At 40.2% G+C, this 24,925-nt stretch carries 20 protein-coding genes and 1 tRNA gene; 13 read left to right on the top strand and 8 right to left on the bottom strand.

Annotated elements, in window-relative coordinates; translation table 11 throughout:
* Nucleotides 1-4: 4 nt before the first annotated feature.
* Together ATE92_RS03360 and ATE92_RS03365 are read right to left on the bottom strand one after the other, a co-directional pair.
* A complete protein-coding gene (locus tag ATE92_RS03360; RefSeq protein WP_100802353.1) occupies nucleotides 5-910 on the bottom strand; it encodes a geranylgeranylglycerol-phosphate geranylgeranyltransferase in 906 nt (301 codons plus the stop codon).
* Between the two features lie 40 nt (nucleotides 911-950).
* Nucleotides 951-1,889: a mevalonate kinase gene (locus ATE92_RS03365; RefSeq protein WP_100802354.1), complete on the bottom strand. Its 939-nt coding sequence runs from the start codon at nucleotides 1,887-1,889 to the stop codon at nucleotides 951-953.
* 160 nt (nucleotides 1,890-2,049) lie between these two features.
* Between ATE92_RS03365 and ATE92_RS03370 the strand changes: the two genes are divergently transcribed.
* On the top strand, nucleotides 2,050-3,426 hold the full coding sequence (locus ATE92_RS03370) for a T9SS type A sorting domain-containing protein (RefSeq protein ID WP_100802355.1): 1,377 nt from the start codon (nucleotides 2,050-2,052) through the stop codon (nucleotides 3,424-3,426).
* Here the strand turns inward: ATE92_RS03370 and ATE92_RS03375 are convergent, their stop codons facing one another.
* A complete protein-coding gene (locus ATE92_RS03375; RefSeq protein ID WP_100802356.1) occupies nucleotides 3,427-4,509 on the bottom strand; it encodes a diphosphomevalonate/mevalonate 3,5-bisphosphate decarboxylase family protein in 1,083 nt (360 codons plus the stop codon).
* A gap of 167 nt (nucleotides 4,510-4,676) precedes the next feature.
* Between ATE92_RS03375 and ATE92_RS03380 the strand changes: the two genes are divergently transcribed.
* The 9 genes from ATE92_RS03380 to ATE92_RS03420 all read left to right on the top strand — a co-directional run bounded on the left by ATE92_RS03380 (nucleotide 4,677) and on the right by ATE92_RS03420 (nucleotide 18,037).
* On the top strand, nucleotides 4,677-7,676 hold the full coding sequence (locus ATE92_RS03380; RefSeq protein WP_100802357.1) for a tail fiber domain-containing protein: 3,000 nt from the start codon (nucleotides 4,677-4,679) through the stop codon (nucleotides 7,674-7,676).
* Nucleotides 7,677-7,717: 41 nt separating this feature from the next.
* Nucleotides 7,718-8,878 (top strand): hypothetical protein, encoded by a 1,161-nt coding sequence (locus ATE92_RS03385; protein ID WP_157809543.1) that lies wholly within the window; start codon nucleotides 7,718-7,720, stop codon nucleotides 8,876-8,878.
* A gap of 32 nt (nucleotides 8,879-8,910) precedes the next feature.
* Nucleotides 8,911-9,489, top strand: a complete 579-nt coding sequence (locus ATE92_RS03390; protein WP_100802359.1) for an RNA polymerase sigma factor — start codon at nucleotides 8,911-8,913, stop codon at nucleotides 9,487-9,489.
* Nucleotides 9,490-9,495: 6 nt separating this feature from the next.
* Entirely contained in the window at nucleotides 9,496-10,254 is a 759-nt protein-coding gene (locus ATE92_RS03395) for a tol-pal system YbgF family protein (protein WP_157809544.1), read from the top strand.
* Nucleotides 10,251-13,499, top strand: coding sequence for a CHAT domain-containing protein (locus ATE92_RS03400; RefSeq protein ID WP_100802361.1), 3,249 nt, complete (start codon nucleotides 10,251-10,253; stop codon nucleotides 13,497-13,499). Before ATE92_RS03395 ends, ATE92_RS03400 begins: the two co-directional genes overlap by 4 nt.
* A 130-nt stretch (nucleotides 13,500-13,629) precedes the next feature.
* Nucleotides 13,630-13,989, top strand: coding sequence for a hypothetical protein (locus tag ATE92_RS03405; protein WP_100802362.1), 360 nt, complete (start codon nucleotides 13,630-13,632; stop codon nucleotides 13,987-13,989).
* On the top strand, nucleotides 13,989-15,704 hold the full coding sequence (locus ATE92_RS03410) for an FG-GAP repeat protein (protein ID WP_100802363.1): 1,716 nt from the start codon (nucleotides 13,989-13,991) through the stop codon (nucleotides 15,702-15,704). Before ATE92_RS03405 ends, ATE92_RS03410 begins: the two co-directional genes overlap by 1 nt.
* A gap of 185 nt (nucleotides 15,705-15,889) precedes the next feature.
* A complete protein-coding gene (locus ATE92_RS03415; RefSeq protein ID WP_157809545.1) occupies nucleotides 15,890-16,252 on the top strand; it encodes an AraC family transcriptional regulator in 363 nt (120 codons plus the stop codon).
* A 195-nt stretch (nucleotides 16,253-16,447) separates the two neighbouring features.
* A complete protein-coding gene (locus ATE92_RS03420; RefSeq protein ID WP_100802365.1) occupies nucleotides 16,448-18,037 on the top strand; it encodes a T9SS type A sorting domain-containing protein in 1,590 nt (529 codons plus the stop codon).
* Nucleotides 18,038-18,058: 21 nt separating this feature from the next.
* Here the strand turns inward: ATE92_RS03420 and ATE92_RS03425 are convergent, their stop codons facing one another.
* From ATE92_RS03425 to ATE92_RS03435, 3 genes are read right to left on the bottom strand one after another with little or no spacing between them, the layout of a single operon-like run.
* Nucleotides 18,059-18,586 (bottom strand): DUF1697 domain-containing protein, encoded by a 528-nt coding sequence (locus ATE92_RS03425; RefSeq protein ID WP_100804342.1) that lies wholly within the window; start codon nucleotides 18,584-18,586, stop codon nucleotides 18,059-18,061.
* 14 nt (nucleotides 18,587-18,600) lie between these two features.
* Nucleotides 18,601-19,002, bottom strand: a complete 402-nt coding sequence (locus tag ATE92_RS03430; protein WP_232729106.1) for an endonuclease domain-containing protein — start codon at nucleotides 19,000-19,002, stop codon at nucleotides 18,601-18,603.
* A gap of 19 nt (nucleotides 19,003-19,021) precedes the next feature.
* Nucleotides 19,022-20,266: an NAD(P)/FAD-dependent oxidoreductase gene (locus ATE92_RS03435; RefSeq protein WP_100802366.1), complete on the bottom strand. Its 1,245-nt coding sequence runs from the start codon at nucleotides 20,264-20,266 to the stop codon at nucleotides 19,022-19,024.
* 47 nt (nucleotides 20,267-20,313) lie between these two features.
* Here ATE92_RS03435 and ATE92_RS03440 point away from each other — a divergent pair, with 47 nt between their 5' ends.
* On the top strand, nucleotides 20,314-21,351 hold the full coding sequence (locus ATE92_RS03440; RefSeq protein WP_100802367.1) for an endonuclease/exonuclease/phosphatase family protein: 1,038 nt from the start codon (nucleotides 20,314-20,316) through the stop codon (nucleotides 21,349-21,351).
* Nucleotides 21,352-21,432: 81 nt separating this feature from the next.
* Entirely contained in the window at nucleotides 21,433-21,849 is a 417-nt protein-coding gene (locus tag ATE92_RS03445) for a hypothetical protein (RefSeq protein ID WP_100802368.1), read from the top strand.
* Between the two features lie 431 nt (nucleotides 21,850-22,280).
* Here the strand turns inward: ATE92_RS03445 and ATE92_RS03450 are convergent.
* Nucleotides 22,281-22,362, bottom strand: a tRNA-Leu gene (locus ATE92_RS03450).
* A gap of 183 nt (nucleotides 22,363-22,545) precedes the next feature.
* Between ATE92_RS03450 and ATE92_RS03455 the strand changes: the two genes are divergently transcribed.
* Entirely contained in the window at nucleotides 22,546-23,937 is a 1,392-nt protein-coding gene (locus ATE92_RS03455; protein ID WP_100802369.1) for a dipeptidase, read from the top strand.
* Between the two features lie 273 nt (nucleotides 23,938-24,210).
* Here the strand turns inward: ATE92_RS03455 and ATE92_RS03460 are convergent, their stop codons facing one another.
* A complete protein-coding gene (locus ATE92_RS03460) occupies nucleotides 24,211-24,789 on the bottom strand; it encodes an alkylphosphonate utilization protein (RefSeq protein WP_100802370.1) in 579 nt (192 codons plus the stop codon).
* Between the last annotated feature and the right edge of the window lie 136 nt (nucleotides 24,790-24,925).

Here is a 24,925-nt window from a genome sequence, read left to right on the forward strand (position 1 = left end):
ACAATTATAAAATACGATTCAGTAATACATCAACATCGATAAGTACAATACTGAAAACGCCAATTACGATAATAAATTTAAGGATATTATGTAAGATGACGTAATGTATTTTTTTTTCGGAATACCACAGGACAAGCAAGAAAACGATGAGGGACAAAATACTTCCGTAGAAAAAGTAATGCATATAGCCAATTTCAAATTTGGTAATCAGTAAAAAAGCGGGAAGCAGGGTGAGCAAACTTAATAAGGTAAGCATCCTCTTGGAAACTATTTCGCCGTATACCACGGGGATAGTACGATAATTCTGTGCCAAATCGCCTTGCAGATTTTCGAGATCTTTCACCAATTCACGCATGGAAATAATAAGAAAAAGGAAGGTAGCATGTACAAAAATTACCAAATCGAAGTTGCCGTAATAGATAAAGACCGCAAAGAAAGGTACAACCGCCAGGATTGCCGCAGTAATATTTCCAATAAAGGGGTATTTTTTCAGTTTATGCGAATAGAACCAGATTCCGAAGATATACAATGAAAAAAATACCACGGCTCTAAATGAAACGTAGCTGGCAAAAACAACCGATAAAAAATTGAAAATAAAGTAGGCCGATAATTTGGTGCGCTGACTCACCAGCTTGTCCAACATGGTTTTTCGCGGCCGATTGATTAAGTCCTTTTCGCTGTCGTAGAAACTATTGATAATGTATCCTCCTGCAATTGCCGAAGCAGATGCCAATACCAGCATTAACAAATTTATGTCGAAAAGCACTTTTTTAACAGGAAGCTTCGGAGCTAAAATATATACCGAAGTGAGGTATTGCGCCAGTACAATAACCAAAATGTTGTAACCACGAATGATTGAAAACAAACTGAAAAACTTTATTAAAAAGTGTTTTTGTTTTCTGGTGAACATCCTTAAGTAAATTTAGAAATCTTCGCAGTGTCTACTGCATTCAGAAATTATAAACTACCTCGAGCTTATAATCTTTAAGGGCTTTACGTGCCTCGTCTATGTCTTCGGTGAAACCTAGCATATAACCACCGCCGCCCGAACCGCATAACTTTAAATAGTAGGCATTGGTTTCGATTCCCTTTTTCCAAAGTTTGTGAAATTGCTTCGGAATCATAGGTTTAAAATTGTCAAGTACTACTTTAGAAAGTTGCTTGATATTTCCAAAGAGTGAATTTACATCTCCTTGAAGAAAATCCTCCACACAGGCATCAGTATGCTTTACAAATTGATCTTTCAGCATATTTCTGAAACCTTCCTGCTTCATATTTTCCATAAAAATATGCACCATTGGGGCGGTTTCTCCCGTAATTCCACTATCCAACAAGAAAACGGCACCCTTGCTGTTTTCAGTTTGGGAAGGAATCCCTGCCGGTTCAATATTATCCTGTGAGTTGATAAGGATAGGTAAACTTAAGTAACTGTTCAACGGATCCAACCCTGAAGATTTTCCGTGGAAAAAAGATTCCATTTCGGCAAAAATTCCTTTGAGCTGTAACAACTTGTCACGCGTCAAATTTTCAAGCACAGTGATTTTATTAGCAGCGTACTTATCATAGATTGCTGCAACCAGTGCACCGCTACTTCCTACCCCATATCCCTGAGGAATACTTGAATCGAAATAGAGACCATTATCAATATCTTTTAATAAAGCATCCATGTCGAAATTAACCAGGTGGGGTTTTTCGGTTTGAAGCTGTTGTAGATAAGAGGCGAAGCGTTTTAAATTTTCATTCGACTTGTGAGTAGCGACGGTTTTGTGGGTATCGATTTTTAAAGCTCCTTTGTAAAAATTATAGGGAATTGAAAGCCCTTTGGAATCTTTTATAATACCGTACTCGCCGAATAATAAAATTTTTGAATAGAAGAGGGGACCTCGCATAGGCTTTATAACAATGGTTTGTTAAAAGTAGTGTTTTTAACCAATAAAATAAAATACACGGCAAAGATATAGCTTCCTTTTTAAAAATAAAGGTATCTCGATCTAAAAAAAGGCTTAAATATCAGATATGTAGTATATTAGTAACTAATACCGTATAACCATGAAAACAACATTCCTTCTCTCTGCTTTAGTATTTTTAAGTTTTCAGATGTCATTGATAGCCCAATCCCATGTTTGGAATGGAAGTGCCGGAGATCACGACTGGTTTAACGCGGTCAATTGGGATGCCGGAACGGTTCCCACAATATCAAGTGAGGTCCTAATTCCCACCGGTTTCTCGGTGGAAATTGAAGCAGCTGCGGCTACGGCAAATGCTATAATACTTGAGGGAATTTCAACGCTTACACTGAGAAACAACCTATCGATGGCAGGATCGCTAACTATTGCGGCAGGGTCTAACCTCAACTGGCTAAAAGGAATTATAAGCGGGAGTGGTACGGTTGATAATTCCGGACTGATTCAGCTTGAATCTACAGAAGATAAAAAGTTAATGAACACGACATTAAATAATTACGGAGCTATTTATATTACCAATTCGAATATAATTCGCCTCGAGCAAGCTGCCGTCATAAATAACTTCGAACCGGCTGCTATAGATATTTTGAGTAACGGAGGTCTCACGCAAAACGAGGTGGGAAATACCATAAATAACTACGGAAATATCAGAAAACTTGACGACGGCAGTGGATCCGGGTCTTTTTATATGATATACGATATGAATAATTACGGCACTATTGACGTAGCCGACGGACATCAGTTTTTGTTCTTAGTCACCTCAGCAAATCTTAACAATACTACCACCGGTATTTTGCAAGGACGTGGGACTTATGACATCACTGCCACCTTTGTCAACAACGGTACTTTTTCCCCTTCCGGAAGTGATAATGTAGGCACCCTGGATGTTGTCAACAACTTTACGTTTTCGACCAATTCGATATTGGAAATTGACATTGCGGGCAATACTCCGGGAGAATTCGACGTGATGCAAGTAGTTGGGTTTCCCGATTTAGAGGGAACTATCGATATCAATCTTAGCTATGCACCCGAAATTGGCGACGAATATGGAGTTATTAGTGCGAATAACATTCAGTCATGTAATCTGGCGGATTATGTGTATGCGACTTTTGAAGGATTTGAATACACCTTTATCGTATTCTGTAATTCCACGAATGTGACACTGCGAATGGTTGAAATAAATTTGGCAGCACCCGATTTTACTTCCGAAAAAATTGAATTTTATGCCTATCCCAATCCGTCGCAAGGCATAGTGCAATTTAAGTTTCCGGCCGAGTTAATTCAAAATCATTCCGAAGCAATTATCACAATTTCAAATTATTTGGGACAGATACTTGAGGAGATCCCTATCGATTCAGATTTGGCTCTATTGAATACTTCAAAACTAGCTGCCGGAATATATTTAGCGCAACTTACTTCAGAAAAAGGAAGGCTGGCTTCCACAAGGCTAGTGATTCAATAATTAAAGTGGAACCGCTCCGGAACCGGTCATATCGACAATAAACTCCCCGTTTTTACAGAAGGGCTTTAATTCGGTTTTTATAAAGTTGAGCACCGAAACTTTTTCACCTTCTGGATAGAGCACATGTACATTGGCACCGGCGTCTAAGGTAAAGCAGACATTGCTGTTGGTTTCTTTTCTGAACGTCCAAATCCTGTTAATAATTTCCAGCGTATTGGGTTTCATCAAAATAAAACCGGGTTCAGATGTAAGCATCATGGCATGTAATGACAGTGCTTCCTGTTCCACAATTTTTATAAATTCCGAAAGCCTTCCGTTTTCAAGAATAGGAATGAGTTTGGAAAGGTTGTCATTGGCTTGTTTGAAGCGTTGTGCTGCAAAAGGATGTTCATGCATTAGATTATGACCCACCGTACTGCTCACCTGTTTTTCGCCTTTATCGACCAACAAAATCGTGTCCTGATAATTTTTAAAATTATCATGGACTACATACGGATATTTTATTCCGAAGAGATTGCTACTACCTTCAATATGCTCGTGTGCTCCCCAAACAATAAGGTCGCCTTCAATGCTTCGGCAGGCACTCCCCGATCCTAATCTTGCTAAAAATGAAGCTTTTTGCTTTGTCTCCTCGAGCGCAGTCGAGAGGTTTTTGCTCATTCGTTTTTCCATTTCAACCAAACAACAAGCCAACGCACTCATTCCGCTTGCTGAAGAAGCTATGCCGCTACTATGCGGAAAACTGTTGGAAGTTTCAATCTTGAAGCTATAGGTTTTCAGAAAAGGTAAATACACCTCAACCCTTTCAAAGAATTTTAAAATTTTGGGCTCAAATCCCTCTTCTCTTTTTCCGTCGAGATACACTTCAAAATCGAATTCCTGTATCTCCTTTTTCTGAAATGACAATTGGGTTTTAGTAAAACAGTTACTAAGTGTAAAGCTGATGGAAGCATTTTTGGGAAGCTGTTCTCCATACTTTCCCCAATATTTTACAAGCGCAATATTACTGGGAGCCTTAAAGCTTACACTCCCATGGTCAAGGGTATTTTTATACGATTTCGGAATAAAGGTCGCTTCCGTCATTGAGTTTATTTTCTTTAACAAAATTAAAATTCTTTTTCATCTAAGCGATGACAATTCGAAAATGTTTCGATGTAAGGTAAACAACACCTGATTTTGCCCAAAATCTATTTTCAGAAAATACCAACACTTTACCCAATTATGCTTTTTATAACGTAAAGAATAAAATTATGAAAAGCTTATCTCTATTTATTTTTATGCTCTTCTGTGCTGTTACTTTTTCCCAGGTAGGAATCGGTACCACCACACCGGATGCTTCATCTGCATTAGATATTACAAGCACGAGTGCCGGGATATTGGTGCCGCGAATGACCGAGGCCCAGCGTACAGCAATCACAACCCCTGCTACAGGGCTTTTAATCTATCAAACCAATAATGCCACAGGATTCTGGTTTTTTGATGGATCGGTTTGGATGAATTTATCGACCGGAGCCAATGGAGAGTTCCAGAGTCTTTCAGGCATTGTACAAAATACATCAAACATTGGATCAGATGATTTTGTATTCGGAAGTACTACGCTGTCAGGTTCTGGCGCCCGTTTTTTCTTCGATAAAAGCAAAGCAGCCTTTAGAGCCGGAGAGACAGGCGGAACTGAATGGGACGACGCTAATGTGGGTGCAGGCTCCATCGGACTCGGAGCAGGAGCAGAAGCCTCCGGAGATTATTCGTTTGCAGGACTTTATGGGGTGGCCAGTGGCGCAAATTCAATTGCCCTTAACGGAAACGCCAGCGGTGGAGGGGCTATCTCCATTTCCGGTTCCGCAGCCGGCGAAAACTCCATGGCACTCCTGGGAGGCACTACTACTTCCGGCGCTGCACAAGGGGTAGCCATAGGTTTTAATTCAAGTAGCGAAGCTCTTGATGCTTTTGCTATTGGTAATGCTGCTGAAGCATCCGGAAATGGAGCAATTGCATTAGGTGAAAATGCCAGTGCTTCCGGTGTAGGTTCAATTGCAGTTGTCAATGGTATCGCTTCAGGATCAAGTTCGTTTGCAGGACTTTACGGGACGGCCAGTGGAGGAAATTCAATTGCCCTTAACGGCAACGCCAGCGGTGCCGGAGCCATCTCCTTTTCCGGTTCCGCAGCCGGCTTAAACTCCTTAGCTGCTATGGGAGGAACTACTACTGCCACCGCTCAACAAGGGGTGGCTATAGGGAATAATTCAAGTAGCGAAGCTCTTGATGCTTTTGCTATTGGTAGTGGTACTGAAGCTTCTGCAAATGGAGCAATTGCACTGGGTGAAAATGCTAGAGCCTCCGGAATAAGTTCAGTTGCAGTTGCCAATGGTATCGCATCAGGATCAAGTTCATTTGCAGGACTTTACGGGACGGCCAGTGGCGCAAATTCAATCGCTCTTAACGGCAACGCGAGTGGTGCAGGAGCTATCTCCTTTTCCGGTTCCGCAGCCGGCGAAAACTCCTTGGCTGCTATGGGAGGAACTACTACTAACGCCGCTCAACAAGGGGTGGCTATAGGGAATAATTCAAGTAGCGAAGCTCTTGATGCTTTTGCTATTGGTAGTGGCACTGAAGCTTCTGCAAATGGAGCAATTGCACTGGGTGAAAATGCCAGAGCCTCCGGAATAGGTTCAACCGCCGTTGCCAATGGTATTGCATCAGGATCAAATTCATTTGCAGGACTTTACGGGACGGCCAGTGGCGCAAATTCAATTGCTCTTAACGGCAACGCAAGCGGTGCAGGGGCCATCTCCATTTCCGGTACCGCAGCCGGGGATAACTCCATGGCACTTTTGGGAGGTACTACCGCGGCCGCAGGAAGTGAAGCCGTTGCCATAGGATTTGGAGCGGAAAGTTCTGCCAATGGAGCTATGGCTATTGGCGGACAAACACAAGCGTCGGGCCAAGATGCCATTGCTCTCGGGAATAATGCATCGGCCTCCGGCATGCGTGCAACCTCTATCTCGAACGGGATTGCATCCGGTAACGACTCCTTTGCAGGACATTACGGAACGGCAAGCGGAAACAACTCCATTGCGTTTAACGGAAGCGCCAGCGGTGCAGGAGCCATCGCAATTTCCGGTACCGCAGCAGGGAACAGCTCCATGGCACTCTTGGGAGGTACAACCACAGTGGCGGCAGGAGGTGAAGCCGTTGCCATCGGATTTGGTGCGGAAAGTTCTGCCAATGGGGCTATGGCTATTGGCGGACAAGCACAAGCGTCGGGCCAAGATGCCATTGCCCTTGGAAACAATGCAACGGCCTCCGGCATGCGTGCCACCTCTATCTCGAACGGGATTGCATCCGGTAACGACTCCTTTGCAGGACATTACGGAACGGCAAGCGGAAACAACTCCATTGCGTTTAACGGAAGTGCCACCGGTGCCGGGGCCATCGCGATTTCCGGTACCGCAGCCGGAGATAGCTCCATGGCACTCATGGGAGGTTCTACCACAGCGGCGGCAGGAGGTGAAGCAGTTGCCATTGGCTTTGGAGCAGAAAGTTCTGCCGATGGCGCCATTGCAATTGGTAGTGAAGCAAGAGCATCGGGACAGAATGCTGTTGCTTTAGGGACCGATATCACCGCGATTTCTTATGCTGAAACCGTAATAGGCTATATTAATGCGTCCTATGTACCTTCGAGCACGACAACAGCAGTTGGGACCGACAGGCTCTTTGTAGTTGCAAATAATACCCCGAACAATGCATTGAATGTTCTAAAGAATGGTAGAATGGGGATATCCAGACTTCCTTCAACAAATATGCTTGAAGTAGAAGGTGGCGCTTCCAAAACAACGGCCGGTGACTGGCTCGCCAATAGTGACTCACGACTTAAAAAGAACATTTATACATATTCTGAAGAAGAAGCTTTGAATGCACTCTTGAAACTAAGAGGAGTGACATATGAATGGAATGATGATAAGACCGGGAGCAAACGTCCTGAAGGCATACAATATGGTTTTATTGCTCAGGAAATTAAAGAAGTGTTTCCTCATAACGTGGAAATAGATAATTTAGGGTATTATCAAACAGCTTACGGAACTTATGATGCGCTATATGTACAAAGTATAAAAGCACTTAATGCAAAAATTGAAAAACTTTCAGAAGAAAACGCAGTTCTAAAAAAAGAACTCCAAACTATTTATTCGATACTAAAAAATATAGAGTCGCCTGACAGGAATTTTTCTTCGGAAATAATTGAAAAACGATGACATTTCAAAAAAACTACGATGTATACTAAAATCCCTTACTAATGAAATCCACAACCCTACTTTTAGTCGCCTTAGGTGTTTCGCTACATAGCTGTATGGATGTGAAACCTTCCGAAAGTTTTTTGAGCGGAAACGACTCGCAACAGAATAATAATTCTACAGAAGGTATCCGGGAGTTACTCACAACTGGGATGGCAAACGTTGAAAAAACAAAGTTCCATGAGATTAGAGATCCCAATAATGGAATGATCCAGGCCCGGTCTCCAATTCCTGCAAGCTGGAGCGTAAACAACCCCAATGATCCCGTTTATATAGATGGTCCTAACGGATTAAAAATATACAAAACCGAAACCAATCAGTATGCCTGGTCCAATGATCCCTTTATGCAGCAATCCATTCAAATGAGCGGAAAAACCCTGGCAGCGCCTTTAAGTACCCAACAAATACTTCAGCAATACATTTTACCAAGCGCGCAATCTCAAGGATACAGTCTTATTAAAAGTTATCCATTACCCGAAGTCCAAGGATTTTGGGAACGATTTGCCACCGGCATGCCCAATACGGGAAATCAAAGAAAAATCGAGGCATTGGGTTCAGATTGGAATACCGGAACAGGCACTAAGGCCTTTATTATTTTGTTGAAAATGGAAACCATTTCTCCTCAATCTATGGTATGGATGTTAAATACTACAGAAATGGAAGTTAATTCCGATGATTTTGATGAAGCCAAAAACGCCTATTTATATGCCACAGCGAATACCCAAATTAATCCGCAGTGGGTTGCCTATGCCAATGGCAAGTTGGTGGGTGACATACAACGTACAGAAAGTTTTTGGGCCGATGCCTCCGCGAAAAGTGCAGCAGCACACCGTCAACGTATGCAAGCAATTGCGGCACAGGGAAACGCCGCAAAAAGTATTGGCGATACCTATAGTGACATATTAGATATTAGTCACAAAGGCTATCTCAATCGAAGTAATATAAACAGTGCGGGACACACCAAAACAGTTAATTCTATTACCGGCACTGCCCTAATAGGAAATCACGAAACAGGCGAACATTACAACGTACAATCCGGCAATAATCATTATTGGGTTAGTAATGATGGCTTGTATATAGGTACTGATAATTCATTATTTGATCCCAGAATAGACAATAGAACCAACAATAAAGAATGGACAAAATTTGCTGTTGAGCAATAAAAAAATTACTATCTTTCTTCTATCTACACAAGATGGGGAAAGTAAAAAACATTGACCGACAGTTTCAGTTAATTGCCGATATAAAGACCAATGATGAATCGGTTTTAAGGCAATTGTACACCACTAATTACCCTAAGACCGAAAAATATATCTTAAAGAACAACGGTACCATGCCCCAAGCAAAGGACACATATCAGGAAGCATTTATTGCAGTTTGGAAAAACATAAAGGAGGACAAGTTTGTTCCCCAAAACGAAACGGCCCTGCAAGGATACCTGTATCAAATTGCCAAAAATAAATGGCTGGATTACCTGCGATCGGCTGCATTCAAAAAAACAATTCATTTGTCTTCTCAATTCAGTGAACCCTATGAAGTTGAAAGTGCCGAAACGCTTGCTATGACTGAAGAAAAAAATAAACAATCGCAAATTTCAGAAGCTTTTAAACAATTGGGAAATGAATGCAGAAAACTGCTAACTACCTTTTATTACGACCAACAAAGTTTACGTGAAATTGCGTCTGTTTACGGTATTGCCGAAGCTTCGGCAAGAAATAAAAAGTACAGATGTCTGCAAAAATTAAGAGACATAATCCTTGCTCCAAAACAATAAACAATCGTGGAAGAACACAACAACATATCCCAAGAACTTCTGGAAACCATCGAAAGGTTTATAACCCGATCGATGGACAAAGAAGAATACATACTTTTTGAAAAAAGAATGGAGGCAGATCCGGTGCTTCGGCAACAGGTGAACGATTTACGGATCATTCTTTCCGGACTTGAAACCTCAATTCTCAAAGAAAAAATGAATGCCTTTCACAAGGAAATTTCATCAGAAAATTCCAAAGAAAAGAAAGTACGTCCCACCATTAAGAAAATAAAAAAATCGAAATATCCCGTATTTGCAATAGCAGCAGTATGTGTTGCACTATTTGGCACTTTTTATTTTATGAGTTTGGACAGTACATCGGAGAAACTATTTTCAAAATATTTCATCGCTGATCCGGGATTACCCACAACCATGAGTTCCAACTCCAACTTCGATTTTTACGATGCCATGGTCAATTACAAGAGGGAAGAATATACAATTGCTATTGCTAAATGGGAAAAACTTTCAGAAGAAAAAATTGACAATGACACTTTAAATTATTATCTGGGAGTTTCTTATCTGGCGCATGGAGACAGTGAGAAAGCTTTGAACTATTTGGAAACATTGGGAGCCTATCCCGAGAGTATGTTCGCAGAAGATGCCATCTATTACAGAGCATTGGCGTTGATAAGATTAGGCGAAACCGCTAAAGCTTCAAAATTATTGCAAGCCTACCCAACTGTAAAGAACGATCAATTACTATTCGATTTAAACAAAAATAAATGATCCGGCTGGTTGCACATGGATATCCAATTCTATTACTGGCAATATTGTGTTGTTGCAACTTGTCTTTTAGCCAAGAATCACATTTTGCCGGACCCCATTATATCGAAAAGCTTATTGAGCAAAAAAAAATAGAAGAAGCCAATAAATTGTTGACTTCAGAAATAGCTGCATTTAAAGCACAAGGTAATTATGATACATTGGTCAGCTATATCCCGCTGTTAGGTAATGCTTCTCTGTCCCTTAATAATATACCGGGCGCTACAGAAAGAGCGCATAGATTGGTTCTGGAAATTAAACCGTTCGTTACACCGCATTTATATGCAAAAGCGCAGGTAGAACTAAGTAATCTTTACTTTACAGCCAGACAAAACGACAAAGTTTTGGAGGCGTGTTTAGAAGGCTTGAAATATGTAGGACAAGGCAAATCTTCGGACAGGCTGCTGCTTTCTACATTGCATTACAATATTGGAACTGCTCATCTTAATTTGGGGGCTTTAGTTGAGGCAAAAAAACATCTCATTTCTGCCAAGAGAGTTTTGGATAAGGAATCCGGTAAAAATTTAAATGAGTATTATAATATTTATAATTCTACCGGGAGGTATTATGCAAGTATTTCACAATTAGACAGCTCCACCTATTATTATAAAAAAGCAGTGAACACTCTCGGTAAAATGGATAGTACCGAAGTGAACCGAGATTATTGGAAAGCCATTGTAAACAATAACATTGCATTGAACTTACAAAATGTAGGGAACACCCAGCAAGCAATAGAGTATATTAAAAATTCAATATCCGATTATAAAAAATTCATGGTCGTTGCAACAGACTCGACTAAGAAACTCAGGGCACAAAAGTATCGTCTGGCTACAATTGATAATCTGGGGACATTTTACCACGGACTTGGTGAATTCAATATGGCTTTAGAGTTGATGGAATATTCCTATCGTGAAAAAATAAAACTTCTGGGGTCAAATGATCCCAATGTCGTTTTTTCACTCGCCATATTGGGACATGGTAATCTAAGTGCTAAAAACTATGAGGACGCAGGTGTATATTTGGATAAGGCGTTGGAGTTAATCGATGAAAATCCTTCAAATTATTCACTTTTACACAGCTATACCCTTGCACTTAGAGCTTCTATATTTGAAGCATTAGAGCAATGGGAACAAGCTGAAGAAATGTATAAAAAAAGTGAATCGCTATATATGCAATCGTTTGACGGCACCTACTCAAAAGACTATCTGGATACCATGATCAACATGTCTCTTTTTTATTCAAAAAGAGGCAAATCAGAAAAGGCATTGACATTAGCTAACACAGGCTACCGAGTTACCCAAAATGAAAGGTATCAAAATGATCTGATACATTTTCATCACATTCAGAATATGGCAAATGTCCATTTTGAATTAAAAAATTATCCTGAAGCTTTACAATACAGTGATGAGGCACTAAACTTCTTCGAGCAAAATTCCTTTACTTCAGCCTCACTCTCCGATTCTATTCAGATTGAATTTATAAAACCCCGTTCGCTACTCATTAACGCAAAATCCAAATTCCATCTCCAGGAAAAGAAATCGGAGGCTTTTTTAAAGAATATTTTGGCTCAGGTGGAAGAAGGCGTTACTATCTTGGAACGTCGAAAAACCCTTATTAAAACCCCCGAAGATTTGCAGATTCTTATAGATGACAACAATGACCTTTTCAGTTTTATAAAACAAATCCGTTTAGACCTCTACGAAATTACCAAGAATGACTCCTATTTATTAGGGCTCATTAATGCCCACGAATCCGGAATTTACAATCGTATCCGATCCAGATTGAACATTCGAAACGATATATCATTTGCCAATGTCCCCAAGGAGATTTTAAATAAGGAAATACAATTAAAAAAGAAGCTCGCTTCGGCATTGGAAACATCAAAAATTAACAATTTCAGCACCTTCTTTGATGCAACCGCCAATTGGGAAATCTTTCTGGATTCTTTAAAGCATGCCTATCCAAAGTATTATAAAATGCGGTACGGGACCATCGAAAAACCATTGGACCAACTGCAAGAACACATTCCAAAAACTGTAACAGTAGTGAGGTATTTTTTTATCGATGAGAATTTGTATGCTTTTGTAGTTTCTTCTTCTGAAAAAAAACTCTATCCTCTGGAGTTTAAAGCTGTAAAAGAATACATTCCTCAACTTGTCGATAACAATTTTGATGTAAAAAAGGTAAGTCCGAAGCTATTTGAACTCTACCAAAGTCTTTGGAAACCTTTCGAAAAAGATATTAAGACGGAAAGAATAATTATTATCCCCGACAGAGAGTTGTTCAATCTCAGTTTCGAATTGCTGACTCCTGCTCCTATCAATTCATTTGCCGATTTGAGCACCAACAGCTTACTGGCCAAATATATTATTTCCTACAATTTCAGTTTATTGTTGCAAATGGGGTATGAATCAAAAATGAATATCTATTCGGAAAATTTTGTAGCCTTTGCGCCCGAGTTTTCTGAAAAGATGAAAGAGGAATATGTTCTTGCCATTACAGATTCTGCTTCCATAGATAGAAACTATTTAACACTACTACCTCAACCTTTCAGTCTCGATATAGTAAAAAGGTATTCGAAAATGTTCGAAGGGAGTTCTTTTATTAATGAAAAGGCTTCAAAACAGCTTTTCCAAAAAAACGCCGGAGAGCATAAAATAATTCATATTGGGACTCATGCCGAATCCAACAATGTAAGTCCCGAACTTTCCCGTCTCATTTTTGCAAAAAATATTTCCGAAGCAAACATAGATGATAACTTTCTCTATACCTACGAGATTTACGATCTTAATCTATCCTCACAATTAGCAATTCTAACGGCTTGCGAAACCGGAAAACCAACCTATCAGGCAGGAGAAGGAATGATTTCATTGGCTCACGCCTTTACCTATGCCGGAAGTGAAAGCATTCTTACAAGTCTATGGAAAATAGACGAAAAATCCAGCGCACTAATACTGGCATCCTTTTACGACAACCTGGCAAAAGGAATGCCTAAAGATAAGGCCTTAAAAGAAGCCAAGCTTACCTATTTATCGACTGCGCCGGGAAGGTCCATCGCGCCTCAATACTGGGCCGGTTTAATTATCATGGGCGATACTACTCCTCTTGAACTTACTACGAGCAGCCCAATGTGGTATTGGTGGGTGGGTGGTTTGTTATTGGTCTTATTCCTTCTCTACTTTTTTTGGTTTCGCAGGACAAAATCATAAAAATTTTCTACAAAGGTGATGACATATCACCTTCTCTTTCGATGTACTAATAAAGCACCCTGATTTTGCCCAAAATCTGCTTCTTAGAATTAGCATTGATTCCTGCTTATGCTTTTTTAAAGTTTAAGTCATGAAAAAATTAGTATTCCTAGTATTGTTCTTTTCTGCTTCTTCTTACGGACAAGTTGGAATAAATACCACTACACCTAAAGGAGCTTTGGATATTGTTTCCAATAATCTTGGGCTTGTTTTACCTAGGGTAACCCAAATAGAAGACGTTACCAACAATAATTCAGGTCTTGCGGAAAACGGGACCATTGTATATGATGAATCTCGCAACCAAACCTGCTTTAGAATCTCAAGTACCTGGATATGTATTGCAAACGATGCCAGTATAGCAGTCACTACACCGGCACTCGGTACGCCACCCCTTAAAGCTCCTATAGTTAAAAAAGACCATTATAACACCCTTAAAAAGCAGGATCGATAATGAGAACTTTAAATTTCATTGTGTTACTAATACCTTTTTGTCTATTTGGACAAATTGGTATAGGAACCTTAGCTCCAAAAGGGGTGTTGGACATTTCTTCTAGCGATACCGGGCTTGTCATCCCAAGGGTAACAAAAATTGAAGATGTCACCGATGGTAATGGTAATGAGCCAATCGATGGAACAGCTGTTTACGATATTTCCAGAAATAAAACCTGTTTCAAGATAGATGGTGAATGGGTTTGTATTGACGATTTGGGAAATATTACAGTGGTGGATATATATACCTGTGAATCTTTCGTTTATTTAAAGCCGAGTAATGCAGAATCTCAAGATTACTTTGGATCTGTTATTGCTTTGAGTCAGGACGGGACTATATTGGCAGTGAGCCACGCTGGAGAAAACAGCAATGCTACTGGCATAAACGGAGATGACTCTAATAATTTGGCAACTACTTCCGGCGCTGTTTTTATTTTTTCCAAAAGCAACGGCATCTGGAGTCAAGAAGCTTTTATTAAAGCCTCTAATACCGATACCGGAGATCTATTCGGATTTTCGATGGCACTTAATGACACTGGAGATGTTTTAGCGGTAGGAGCAAATAATGAAGATAGTGCATTTCAAAATAATCAAGCAGATAATTCCATTACCAATGCCGGGGCAGTCTATATTTTTCGTAAAAGTGCAGGATCCTGGAGCCAAACAGCTTATATAAAAGCTCCTATAATAAGTGCTAGTAACAACGGAAATGGTACTGGGGAAACATTTGGAGCTAGTATCGATTTTAATTCCGATGGCACTATCCTAGCGGTGGGAGCTCCCTATGATGACAATCCAAATCCGGGCATCAATCCAAATCTTAATGCTTCTTCAACTCAGTTTTATGGCGGAGTATATCTTTATAGCTACAATGGTTTTCAATGGCAATTCGATGACTATATTAAACCTGCCATAGTAGGTCAGGACTATTTCGGAGCAAAGGTAAAACTGGATGATGTTGGCGATCGACTTTTTGTATCGGCGACAATGGAAGGAAGCAATTCAACCACTATTAATTCTGGTGCGAATTTAAACAATCTCTTTAGAGCGGGCGCTGTATACGCCTTTGTAAAAAATGCAGGTGTCTGGAGTCAAGAGGCCTACATAAAACCATGGGCGATAGATGCACAAGATTATTTTGGATCTCAAATCGATATTAATGACGACGGAAGTGTGTTGGCCGTTGGTACTTTTAATGAAGACAGTAATGCCATTGGGATAAACGGCAACCCTAACGATAATAGCCAGGCTAATTCAGGAGCTGTATTTACATTTACCCGCAGCGGAATAACCTGGTCACCTCAAACATATATAAAAGCTCCCTTCGCTGTAAGTGGGTGGTTTTCACACAACCTATCCTTATCTTCCTCAGGTGAAAAACTCTTTGTAGGGGCGCCATTGGAATCAAGCGATGCTATGTGTTTTGATGGAGATTATTCCAACACCAACCGGTCCGTTTCGGGTGGAGTATTTTTATATGAATTTGATAATTCAAACTGGATATTATCCCGCTATATTAAAGCACCTAACCCTGATTCTGGAGATTGGTTCGGAGAGATTCTAGGAATTTCACCCAATGGTAATTACTTAACAATTGGGGCCCGACGTGAAGATAGCATAGATTACTCTCAAACTAATAATTCATTGGATGTTGGTGCACTATATATAGTTGATTGATAAAATAATAGAACTTTTTGTTAAATAGAAAAATGGTGTTGCATTTGGTGTTCCATAGCCTATGAAAGAAAAACTACTCACTGTGGGGAGTGATGTACCTAACTTTTAAAAATGGGTTATGGAGCCAACTGCTTCGAATAATAAGCTTTCTAATAAACGTAACTGTTAAATTAAATAGCAAAAAGATGATTTATAGTAACGAAAAACAATGCAACAGGCATATTAGAGCTTTTAAGAGGCTTTGCATAGAGGAAAAGAAATTCTTGGATAACCTAAGTCTTAAAACTACAGCCTGTGAAATTGGCATTAGTACAGGGCATTTATCGCGAATTATTAATACCGAAATCAATATAAGTTTTTCAGATTATATCAATGTATTGCGTGTTGAAGAAGCAAAAACCTATTTAATCAATCCAAAATTCTCAAAGTATACCATTGCGGCTATTGGATTGGAAGCAGGTTTTAATTCTAAATCTACGTTTAACGATTCCTTTAAAAAAATCGCGGGATGTACTCCTTCCGAATTTAAAAAAGGACATCTCAATTAGTACAAATTTTCATGATATGTGAATATCTCGGACATTTTATCCTAAAAGTAAAATTACTTTTAAAACGCTTAAAATTCAGAAATGAAACCTGTTTCTGAAGATTTTTTCTTCCCCTCTTTTTTAGGCAATGAAAATTATTTGATGACATTTTTAAGCTACATCGATGCAATAATATAATCCTTAAACTAACATAGTATGAAAACCAAGATTACTTTACTTATATTTTTAATCGGGATACTACAAGCCTTTTCTCAAGATCCCGCCATAGTATGGCAAAACACCATTGGTGGAAGCGATGGTGATTTTTTAACCGCTTTCGAACCTACTGCCGATGGCGGTTATATTCTGGGAGGATATTCAACATCAAACATTTCAGGTGACAAAACAGAAAACTCTAATGGGGCAATCGATATTTGGATAGTAAAAATTGACGCCGCCGGAACCATTCAATGGCAAAATACCATAGGGGGAAGCGGCGACGATTTTCTTATTTCTTTAGAACAAACAGCGGACGGTGGATATATTGTGGGTTCGGGTTCCGACTCGAACATCTCGGGCGACAAAACTGAAAATTCAAGAGGCGGTTTAGACTATTGGCTTCTTAAACTAAACGCTTCGGGAGCTATCGTGTGGCAAAAAACATACGGTGGTGCCCAACCTGAATTTGATACCTATATAGTTGAAACTGCAGACGGCGGATATTTTGTTGGTGGATATTCAGACTCCGACGTAAGTGGAGAAAAGACAGATCCAACCAACGGACAGCGTGATTATTGGGCTCTGAAATTAGACAGTACAGGTGCCATTGTGTGGCAAAACGGTATAGGCGGAAACTTGGTAGACAGACCGCAGGCTGCTTTTCAAACTATCGATGGAGGTTATATAATTGGTGGATTTTCAAATTCTGCCGCTTCAGGGGATAAGTCTGAAAACTCTCAGGGAGGAAATGATTATTGGGTCGTAAAATTGGACGCTACCGGCGCAATTGAATGGGAAAACACCATTGGAGGTAATGATAGTGACGTGTTTCGCGATATGATCCAAATAGCCGATGGCAGTTATCTACTGGGTGGCTATTCAAAATCAAATGCTTCAGGAGATAAGACCGAAAATTCTCAAGGAGATTACGACTATTGGATCCTTAAATTGGATACCGGCGGAAACATTGTCTGGCAAAATACCATTGGTGGCAGTGGGATTGATTATCCGCGAGACATTAAACAGCTTAGTGATGGCACTATTATGATTGCAGGTTGGAGCAACAGTAACGTTTCGGGCGATAAAACCGAAGCATCCAACGGCGGATATGATTATTGGTTGGTAAAACTCAACTCAGGAGGTACTCTTATTTCGCAAAATTCGATTGGCGGAAGTAATGACGAATCCGGACCTTACGTAATCGAATTGCCAAGTGGTGATTTTGTTATGGCATGCTCTTCAGATTCTAATGTTTCCGGCGATAAAGGAGATGCCAGTGAAGGAATGGACGACTATTGGGTGTTTGAAACTACACCTGCTATTCTCGGGGTAACCGATAATACATTAAATACTTCCATAACCGCATATCCCAATCCAACGAGTGGAAGTTTTAGCATCAATCTGGGAGAAAGTTTTACCGAAATAAATGTAATTATAGCAAATATGTTAGGGCAAACTATAGTAACAAGACAATTTAAAAATACCCAAAGTATTCAGCTGGAATTGCCAAATGCACCGGGGATGTATTTGGTAACAATCCAAGACTCACAAGGAAAATCTGCAACCATAAAAATGCTGAAAAATTAATTAGAGGAATTGTACAACTAACTAACCACTAATTAATGACAAAAGTTTCGCCATCGTCCGGTAATTCCGGCTGGTGGCCGAAACTTTTAATTTTTTTTCAAAAAAATTGTTGCTTAGTTTCGTATTTCCCGCCCCTATTTCAGTGTACAAATAGACACATTGAGGTGTAATAATAAATTCTTCTTTCGGAAAATAAAGCGATGATGTTGCATCTATATCTTCTTTTAATGGAGGTTGAGCAAGCAGAACGAAATAACTCTTTTCCATTTTCTCCATCGGAAAAGGACAATGCGCGAGAATAGCTTCAATTTCTGAAACAGTTAGTACCAATACAGGAACTTCCCAACCATAAGCCTTTTTAATTGCTTCGGAAATTATATCGGCCAAATTCACCTTTTTTTCAGAAGTAAATACCACGTTCCCACTTTGAATATACGTCTGCACCTTTTCGAAACCCAACGCTTCAAACAGGGCTTTTAGATCGGTCATAAGGATTTTCTTATGTCCGCTAACATTAATTCCTCTTAGTAATGCGATGTATTTTTTCATATAAGACTTCCCTCCTAACAAGGAGGGATTGAGGGAGGTGTTGAATTATTTGCTTCAAAAATTAAAATATAATCTTCTATTGCTCTTAAAATAGTATCAATGTCATTCATTATTTGAAAATCTGAAAATCTAAGCACGTGTATCCCTAAATCGTTTAATTTTCGTGTTTTTACAATATCCTTTTCATAAACCTCAACAATTTCATGTGAATAGCCATCACATTCGATAGCCAGTTGTAATTTATTGCAAAAGAAGTCATCAATGTATTGGTCAATGGGCTTCTGTCTGTGAAAATCATAACCATACCTTTTATCCCCTTTCAAATAATACCATAGTCTTATTTCAGACTTGGTCGCATTATTCCTCAGCTGTCTGGCTAATTCTTTCAATTTTGGATTGTAGTATATTTTCACCACCTAATTTTTTACACACCCCTTACTCCTCTCTTTTTAAAGGGGAAGATATGGCCTTTGCCACCAAATACCCTCCTGTCCAGGCATTCTGAAAATTAAATCCGCCGGTAATGGCATCAATATTTAAAACTTCTCCTGCAAAATAGAGGTTTTTATGAAGTTTACTTTCGAAGGTTTTAAAATTTACCTCTTTTAAATCTATCCCTCCGGCCGTCACAAATTCTTCCTTAAAGGTACTTTTACCGTTTACTTGAAAGGTTGCTTCCGTTAGCTGCTTTGACAACGTCACCAATTGTTCTTTGGTCAGTTCGGCCCAGGTACAGGCGTCATCAATGCCGGATGCCAAGGCGAGGCTTTGCCATAATCTTTTCGGCAACTGAAACTGAGCGTATTTTACCACCGATTTCTTATTCAGTTCCGTTCTTAATTCACGTAACGTTTCCAAGGCTTCTTCAGCTAAAACATCGATAAGCCAATTTACTTTTATGGCAAAATGATAGTTTGTTGGATGCAATAGTCTCGCGCCCCATGCCGACAATTTTAAGATGGCCGGACCGCTCATTCCCCAATGGGTAATTAAAAGGGGACCTTCGCTTTGCAGTATGCTTTTGTTATTTGAATCCAAAACTTCCACAGATGCCCCTGTTGCCACTCCCGGCAAATCTTTAATACGATTATCTTCAATATTGAAGGTAAATAAGCTGGGTACCGGAGCTTCAATAGTATGTCCTAAATTTTCAAGAAGCTTCCAGATTTTCGGATTACTTCCTGAAGCGATTACCAATTTTTCTGAAAAAAATACTTCCTCCTTGATAATTACCTTCCATAGATTGTCCTGCTTCTCTATATACTTGACAGGGTGATTCTTTAAAACTGAAATCCCCAAACGCCGGGTTTCGGCAACAAAACAATCGATAATGGTTTGGGAAGAATCGCTTACGGGAAACATCCTGCCATCTTCTTCAATTTTAAGTTCGATACCCCGCCTGGAAAACCAGTCGATGGTATCCCCCGTCATAAAACTGTGAAAGGGACCTAATAATTCCTTCTCGCCTCGTGGGTAATTTTGGGAGAGTTCTTTCGGAGAAAATTCGGCATGCGTGACATTGCATCGCCCGCCACCGGAGACTTTTACCTTGGTGAGGACTTCGCCTCCTCTTTCTAAAATAGCTATACTGAGATTAGGATTATTTTCGGCCACATTTATGGCTGCAAAAAAACCTGCAGCTCCGCCTCCAATAATTATTATGTCGTAATGGGTTTGCACGATTCAAAATTAGGAATAATTCCCTCGGAATTCTGTACATTTAGATAATGATCGCACTTTATATTCTTAGCTTTATTTTTATTATCTCCCCTTTTTTCCCGGCGACAGGGAATCCGCATTGGTTTTTTAGAACTCCCGATTTTATAAGACTACAATCTATTTTTGTTGAAATTGTGCTTCTGGTACTTCTTATACTATTCGAAGATAAGTTCACAATTCTATCTTGGAGTATCACAACAGCTTTGGTTGTTGTTATCATCTACCAAATGGTAAAAGTATTTCCGTATAGTCACTTCTATCCGAGGAAAAAACCAAATTACCCAAGTAAAGGATGTATTTCTATTTTAGCTGCCAATGTGTTACAAACCAACACCAATTACAAACAGTTTGAAAGCCTAATAGAGCAGTACAATGCAGATATTGTAATCACAATGGAATCTAATAAAGATTGGGAATTGGGGCTTGAACAAATTGAAAGCAAGTATCCCTATTCGGTAAAAATTCCGAAGGAAAATTTCTACGGAATGCATTTGTATTCCAAAAGTAAACCGAAAAATGTTACCATAAACTACCTGGTAGACGAAGAAACCCCTTCCATTTTTTTGGAGTATCCTGTTTCCGAAACTCGAAACATCTTTATTGCTATTCTGCATCCCGCACCACCCAGTCCAACCGAAAATGAAACTTCTATCGATCGAGATGCCGAACTGATGCTGATAGGAAAAGAAATTGAAAAAAAAGACATGCCTGTGGTTGTTTGTGGCGATATGAACGATGTCGTTTGGTCAAGGACCACAAGACTCTTTAAAAAAATGACATCGATGGTGGATCCGCGCGTGGGACGAGGGTTTTTCTCTACCTATCACGCCGGTTATTTCTTTATGCGCTTCCCACTGGATCATTTATTTCACACCAAGGATCTTTTTGTAAAAAAAATGGTCCGTACCCCAAATTTTGGAAGTGATCATTTTGGAATGTATTACGAAATTCACTTAAAAAAAAATGACTCTACACCATCAACTTCTCAATTAAACGGAGACGAAAAAGAGGAAGTATCTGAAATAATCGACAAGGCATCCGACTGAATTTTTTTGTGAGATTATTTCTACAAATACGTGTTAAATATTTATGTAACTTTCTGACACCTAATCAATAAAACTTTAATTATGTTTTCAAAAGCTAATATTATTAGCACCTTGGTCCTCACTATTTGGGCCTTTGGTGGAGGATATCTGCTGTGGGGTATTCTGGGAGAAAGTTTATTTGCAGACCACATGTTAACTGAAGGTTTAATGAAAGAAATGCCGGACATGGCCTATATTTTTGTGGGCTGTCTTATTCAGGCCTTTGGATTTTCAACCATTTACGGCAAATACGGAGCGACTGCTTACGGTGCCGCAAGTGGCTTTGCGCTGGGGTTTTGGTTCTCAGTAATTGTTGGTCTTGGTGAAGGTCTTATCGACTTTGCCACCGCAAATATTCTGGATTTACAAGGCATACTTATAAATTTTGTGTTATTTGTTATTTTCTTCGGAATAATGGGTCTGTTAGCAGGGCTTATTTATAAAAAAACAACAGCTTAATTAATTGAGATTTAGATTTGATTAATATTGATGAAAGCTTCGGTGTAAACCGGAGCTTTTTGATTTATGACATTTCTAGACAATATTTGAAGAGATCACTTCAAAGACTATAAAATAGAGAATCTTCTTGTTTCCAAGAAGCTTTCTACCTGTGCGGGCCCTTCGTCTGTGCTCAGGACAGACTAAAGTGACTCGAAATAATGGGTACAAAAAAAGCTTCTCGTTTCCAAGAAGCTCTCTACCTGTGCGGGCCCTTCGTCTCTGCTCAGGACAGGCTAAAGAGACTCGAAATAATGGGTACAAAAAAAGCTTCTCGTTTCCAAGAAGCTTTCTACCTGTGCGGGCCCTTCGTCTCTGCTCAGGACAGGCTAAAGAGACTCGAAATAATGGGTACAAAAAAAGCTTCTCGTTTCCAAGAAGCTTTCTACCTGTGCGGGCGGGGAGACTCGAACTCCCACACCTTGCGGCACCAGATCCTAAGTCTGGCATGTCTACCAATTCCATCACGCCCGCTAAAGGACTGCAAATATAATTAATCCTTCCGAATCCAAAAGAACTTACTTTATTTTTTTACTATATCACTAATTTCTTGTAAACTACTACTCATTCAACTGAATCCCACTAACAAATCAGGCCATTTGTCCACTCTGTTTTACTGCAATTTTAGTACTTTTAAGCAAAAATTCAGATTCCGCTATGAAAAGTGCCAAACCGTATATTGAAGAAAACAAAGATCGTTTTTTAAACGAACTTATCGAACTACTCAAAATTCCTTCCATTAGCGCCGATTCGGCCTACAAAAAAGACGTTGTCAAAACTGCCGAAGCCGTTCGGGACAGCTTGAAAAAAGCAGGATGTGAGAAAGTAGAAATTTGTGAAACCCCCGGCTATCCTATCGTCTATGGCGAAAAGCTAATCGACCCCAAATTACCCACCATTCTCGTATACGGTCATTACGACGTTCAACCTCCCGATCCTTTGGATCTGTGGGAGAGTCCGCCGTTCGAACCTGTCATAAAAAAAACAGCATTACATCCTGAAGGAGCTATTTTCGCACGCGGAAGTTGCGACGATAAAGGGCAAATGTACATGCATGTAAAGGCTTTGGAATATATGACCAAAACCAATCAGCTGCCCTGTAACGTGAAGTTTATGATCGAAGGCGAAGAAGAGGTTGGCAGTGAGAGTTTGGGCTGGTTTGTGGAACGCAATCGTGAAAAACTCGCCAACGACGTGATCTTGATTAGCGATACCGGAATGATTGCCAATGATGTGCCTTCCATCACTACGGGATTACGCGGACTCAGTTATGTGGAGGTCGAAGTTATTGCTGCCAACCGCGATTTACACAGCGGATTGTACGGTGGTGCCGTGGCAAATCCCATCAATATATTAACAAAAATGATTGCATCCCTGCACGACGAAAACAATCATATTACCATTCCCGGGTTTTACGATGCAGTAGAAGAATTGTCTTTAAAGGAAAGAGCCAAAATGGCCGAAGCGCCTTTCAGTAAAGAGGCTTATATGAAAGCTTTGGATATCGACGAGGTCTATGGAGAGGCCGGTTATACTACCAACGAACGCAATTCCATTCGCCCTACCCTCGACGTAAACGGAATCTGGGGTGGATACATAGGCGAGGGTGCCAAAACCGTCATTGCGAGCAAGGCCTTTGCAAAAATCAGTATGCGTCTGGTTCCCAATCAGGATTGGAAAAAGATCACCGAACTCTTTGCAGCACATTTTGAAAGTCTGGCGCCACGCGGTGTTCGCGTTAAGGTGAAGCCGCATCACGGCGGACAAGCATACGTGACGCCCATAGATAGTATTGGGTATCGTGCCGCCGAAAAGGCCTACGAAAATACCTTCGGAAAAGTGCCCATTCCACAGCGTAGCGGTGGAAGCATTCCCATTGTCTCTCTGTTTGAAAAGGAATTGAAAAGTAAAACCATCCTTATGGGCTTTGGTCTCGACAGTGACGCCATTCACTCGCCCAACGAGCATTTCGGGATCTGGAACTATTTAAAAGGCATAGAAACCATTCCGCAGTTCTATCACTATTTTACCGAAGAATTTAAAAAATAATTGGGGTGTTCCCCTCTGTAACTACCTTCAATAGTTACAGAGGGGCGCGCTTTCCGTTGTATCCGCCAAAAAAGTGGCGGGATGCCACTGCAATCGCTAACACGGGATTAGGATTTAAATTGCGTTGAGTAAATAAATGTCCCCTCGAGCGCCCGCCTGAACGGAACGGGCATGGCAGTCGAAAGGTCATTAGTTCTCGACTTTAAGTTTATCCTGAGCGTCAGCCCAACAGAGTCATTCTAGCGGGAAGTCGAAGGACTCGAACAGACATCCCTACAATTTCTTTACAAAGTCTGTAATGATCACAATCTGTTGTCCGTCAACCCGACCTTCAATATATTTTTCGTTTTCGTGATCCAAAGAGATACGTCGCACCGCTGTTCCCTGCTTGGCAACCATACTGGAGCCTTTCACTTTTAAATCTTTTATAAGCACCACATTATCTCCGGCCTGTAAAACTACTCCGTTGGAATCTCTGTGAACAAGTGCGTTGCTCTTATCTGCTCCGTCACCATCAGCCTTCGCCCATTCCTTTACATCTTCCTCCATATACATCATATCGAGCAAATCCTGCGGCCAACCCTCAGCTTTCAGACGTTGTAACATACGCCATGCCGTTACCTGTACTGCCGGAACCGTACTCCACATGCTGTCATTCAAACAACGCCAGTGGTTGGGATCTCTTTTTTCAGGATCCTCAATTTGTTCCAAACAAATTTTACATACTAAAATACCTGCCTCTTCTCCCGATTTTGGAGAGGCGGGAACTTCATAAACGCTCAGGTTTTCAGCACTACTGCACAATTCGCATTTGGAATCACTGCGCTGTTTCAAACTTCTTTCGATGCTCATAACGTTACATTTTGTCGCAAAGGTAAATGAATGGGCCAAATACCAAAGTCTTTTCAAAATTTCTGAAATTATTTCACCTCTACAGTTGTAGAATTAAATATTTTGTTCTATGTTTGTAGAGCAATTAAATAAAGTA

The organism is Ulvibacter sp. MAR_2010_11, assembly GCF_002813135.1.
Lineage (GTDB): Bacteria > Bacteroidota > Bacteroidia > Flavobacteriales > Flavobacteriaceae > Altibacter.

Bases quoted from the DNA above. Each gene is read 5' to 3' on its own strand.
- ATE92_RS03370 (WP_100802355.1), top strand. From the start codon at position 2,050: ATGAAAACAACATTCCTTCTCTCTGCTTTAGTATTTTTAAGTTTTCAG.
- ATE92_RS03410 (WP_100802363.1), top strand. From the start codon at position 13,989: ATGAGAACTTTAAATTTCATTGTGTTACTAATACCTTTTTGTCTATTT.
- ATE92_RS03405 (WP_100802362.1), top strand. From the start codon at position 13,630: ATGAAAAAATTAGTATTCCTAGTATTGTTCTTTTCTGCTTCTTCTTAC.
- ATE92_RS03375 (WP_100802356.1), bottom strand. From the start codon at position 4,509: ATGACGGAAGCGACCTTTATTCCGAAATCGTATAAAAATACCCTTGAC.
- ATE92_RS03440 (WP_100802367.1), top strand. From the start codon at position 20,314: ATGATCGCACTTTATATTCTTAGCTTTATTTTTATTATCTCCCCTTTT.
- ATE92_RS03385 (WP_157809543.1), top strand. From the start codon at position 7,718: ATGAAATCCACAACCCTACTTTTAGTCGCCTTAGGTGTTTCGCTACAT.
- ATE92_RS03455 (WP_100802369.1), top strand. From the start codon at position 22,546: ATGAAAAGTGCCAAACCGTATATTGAAGAAAACAAAGATCGTTTTTTA.
- ATE92_RS03380 (WP_100802357.1), top strand. From the start codon at position 4,677: ATGAAAAGCTTATCTCTATTTATTTTTATGCTCTTCTGTGCTGTTACT.
- ATE92_RS03425 (WP_100804342.1), bottom strand. From the start codon at position 18,586: ATGAAAAAATACATCGCATTACTAAGAGGAATTAATGTTAGCGGACAT.
- ATE92_RS03445 (WP_100802368.1), top strand. From the start codon at position 21,433: ATGTTTTCAAAAGCTAATATTATTAGCACCTTGGTCCTCACTATTTGG.
- ATE92_RS03390 (WP_100802359.1), top strand. From the start codon at position 8,911: ATGGGGAAAGTAAAAAACATTGACCGACAGTTTCAGTTAATTGCCGAT.
- ATE92_RS03460 (WP_100802370.1), bottom strand. From the start codon at position 24,789: ATGAGCATCGAAAGAAGTTTGAAACAGCGCAGTGATTCCAAATGCGAA.
- ATE92_RS03400 (WP_100802361.1), top strand. From the start codon at position 10,251: ATGATCCGGCTGGTTGCACATGGATATCCAATTCTATTACTGGCAATA.
- ATE92_RS03360 (WP_100802353.1), bottom strand. From the start codon at position 910: ATGTTCACCAGAAAACAAAAACACTTTTTAATAAAGTTTTTCAGTTTG.
- ATE92_RS03415 (WP_157809545.1), top strand. From the start codon at position 15,890: ATGATTTATAGTAACGAAAAACAATGCAACAGGCATATTAGAGCTTTT.
- ATE92_RS03420 (WP_100802365.1), top strand. From the start codon at position 16,448: ATGAAAACCAAGATTACTTTACTTATATTTTTAATCGGGATACTACAA.
- ATE92_RS03365 (WP_100802354.1), bottom strand. From the start codon at position 1,889: ATGCGAGGTCCCCTCTTCTATTCAAAAATTTTATTATTCGGCGAGTAC.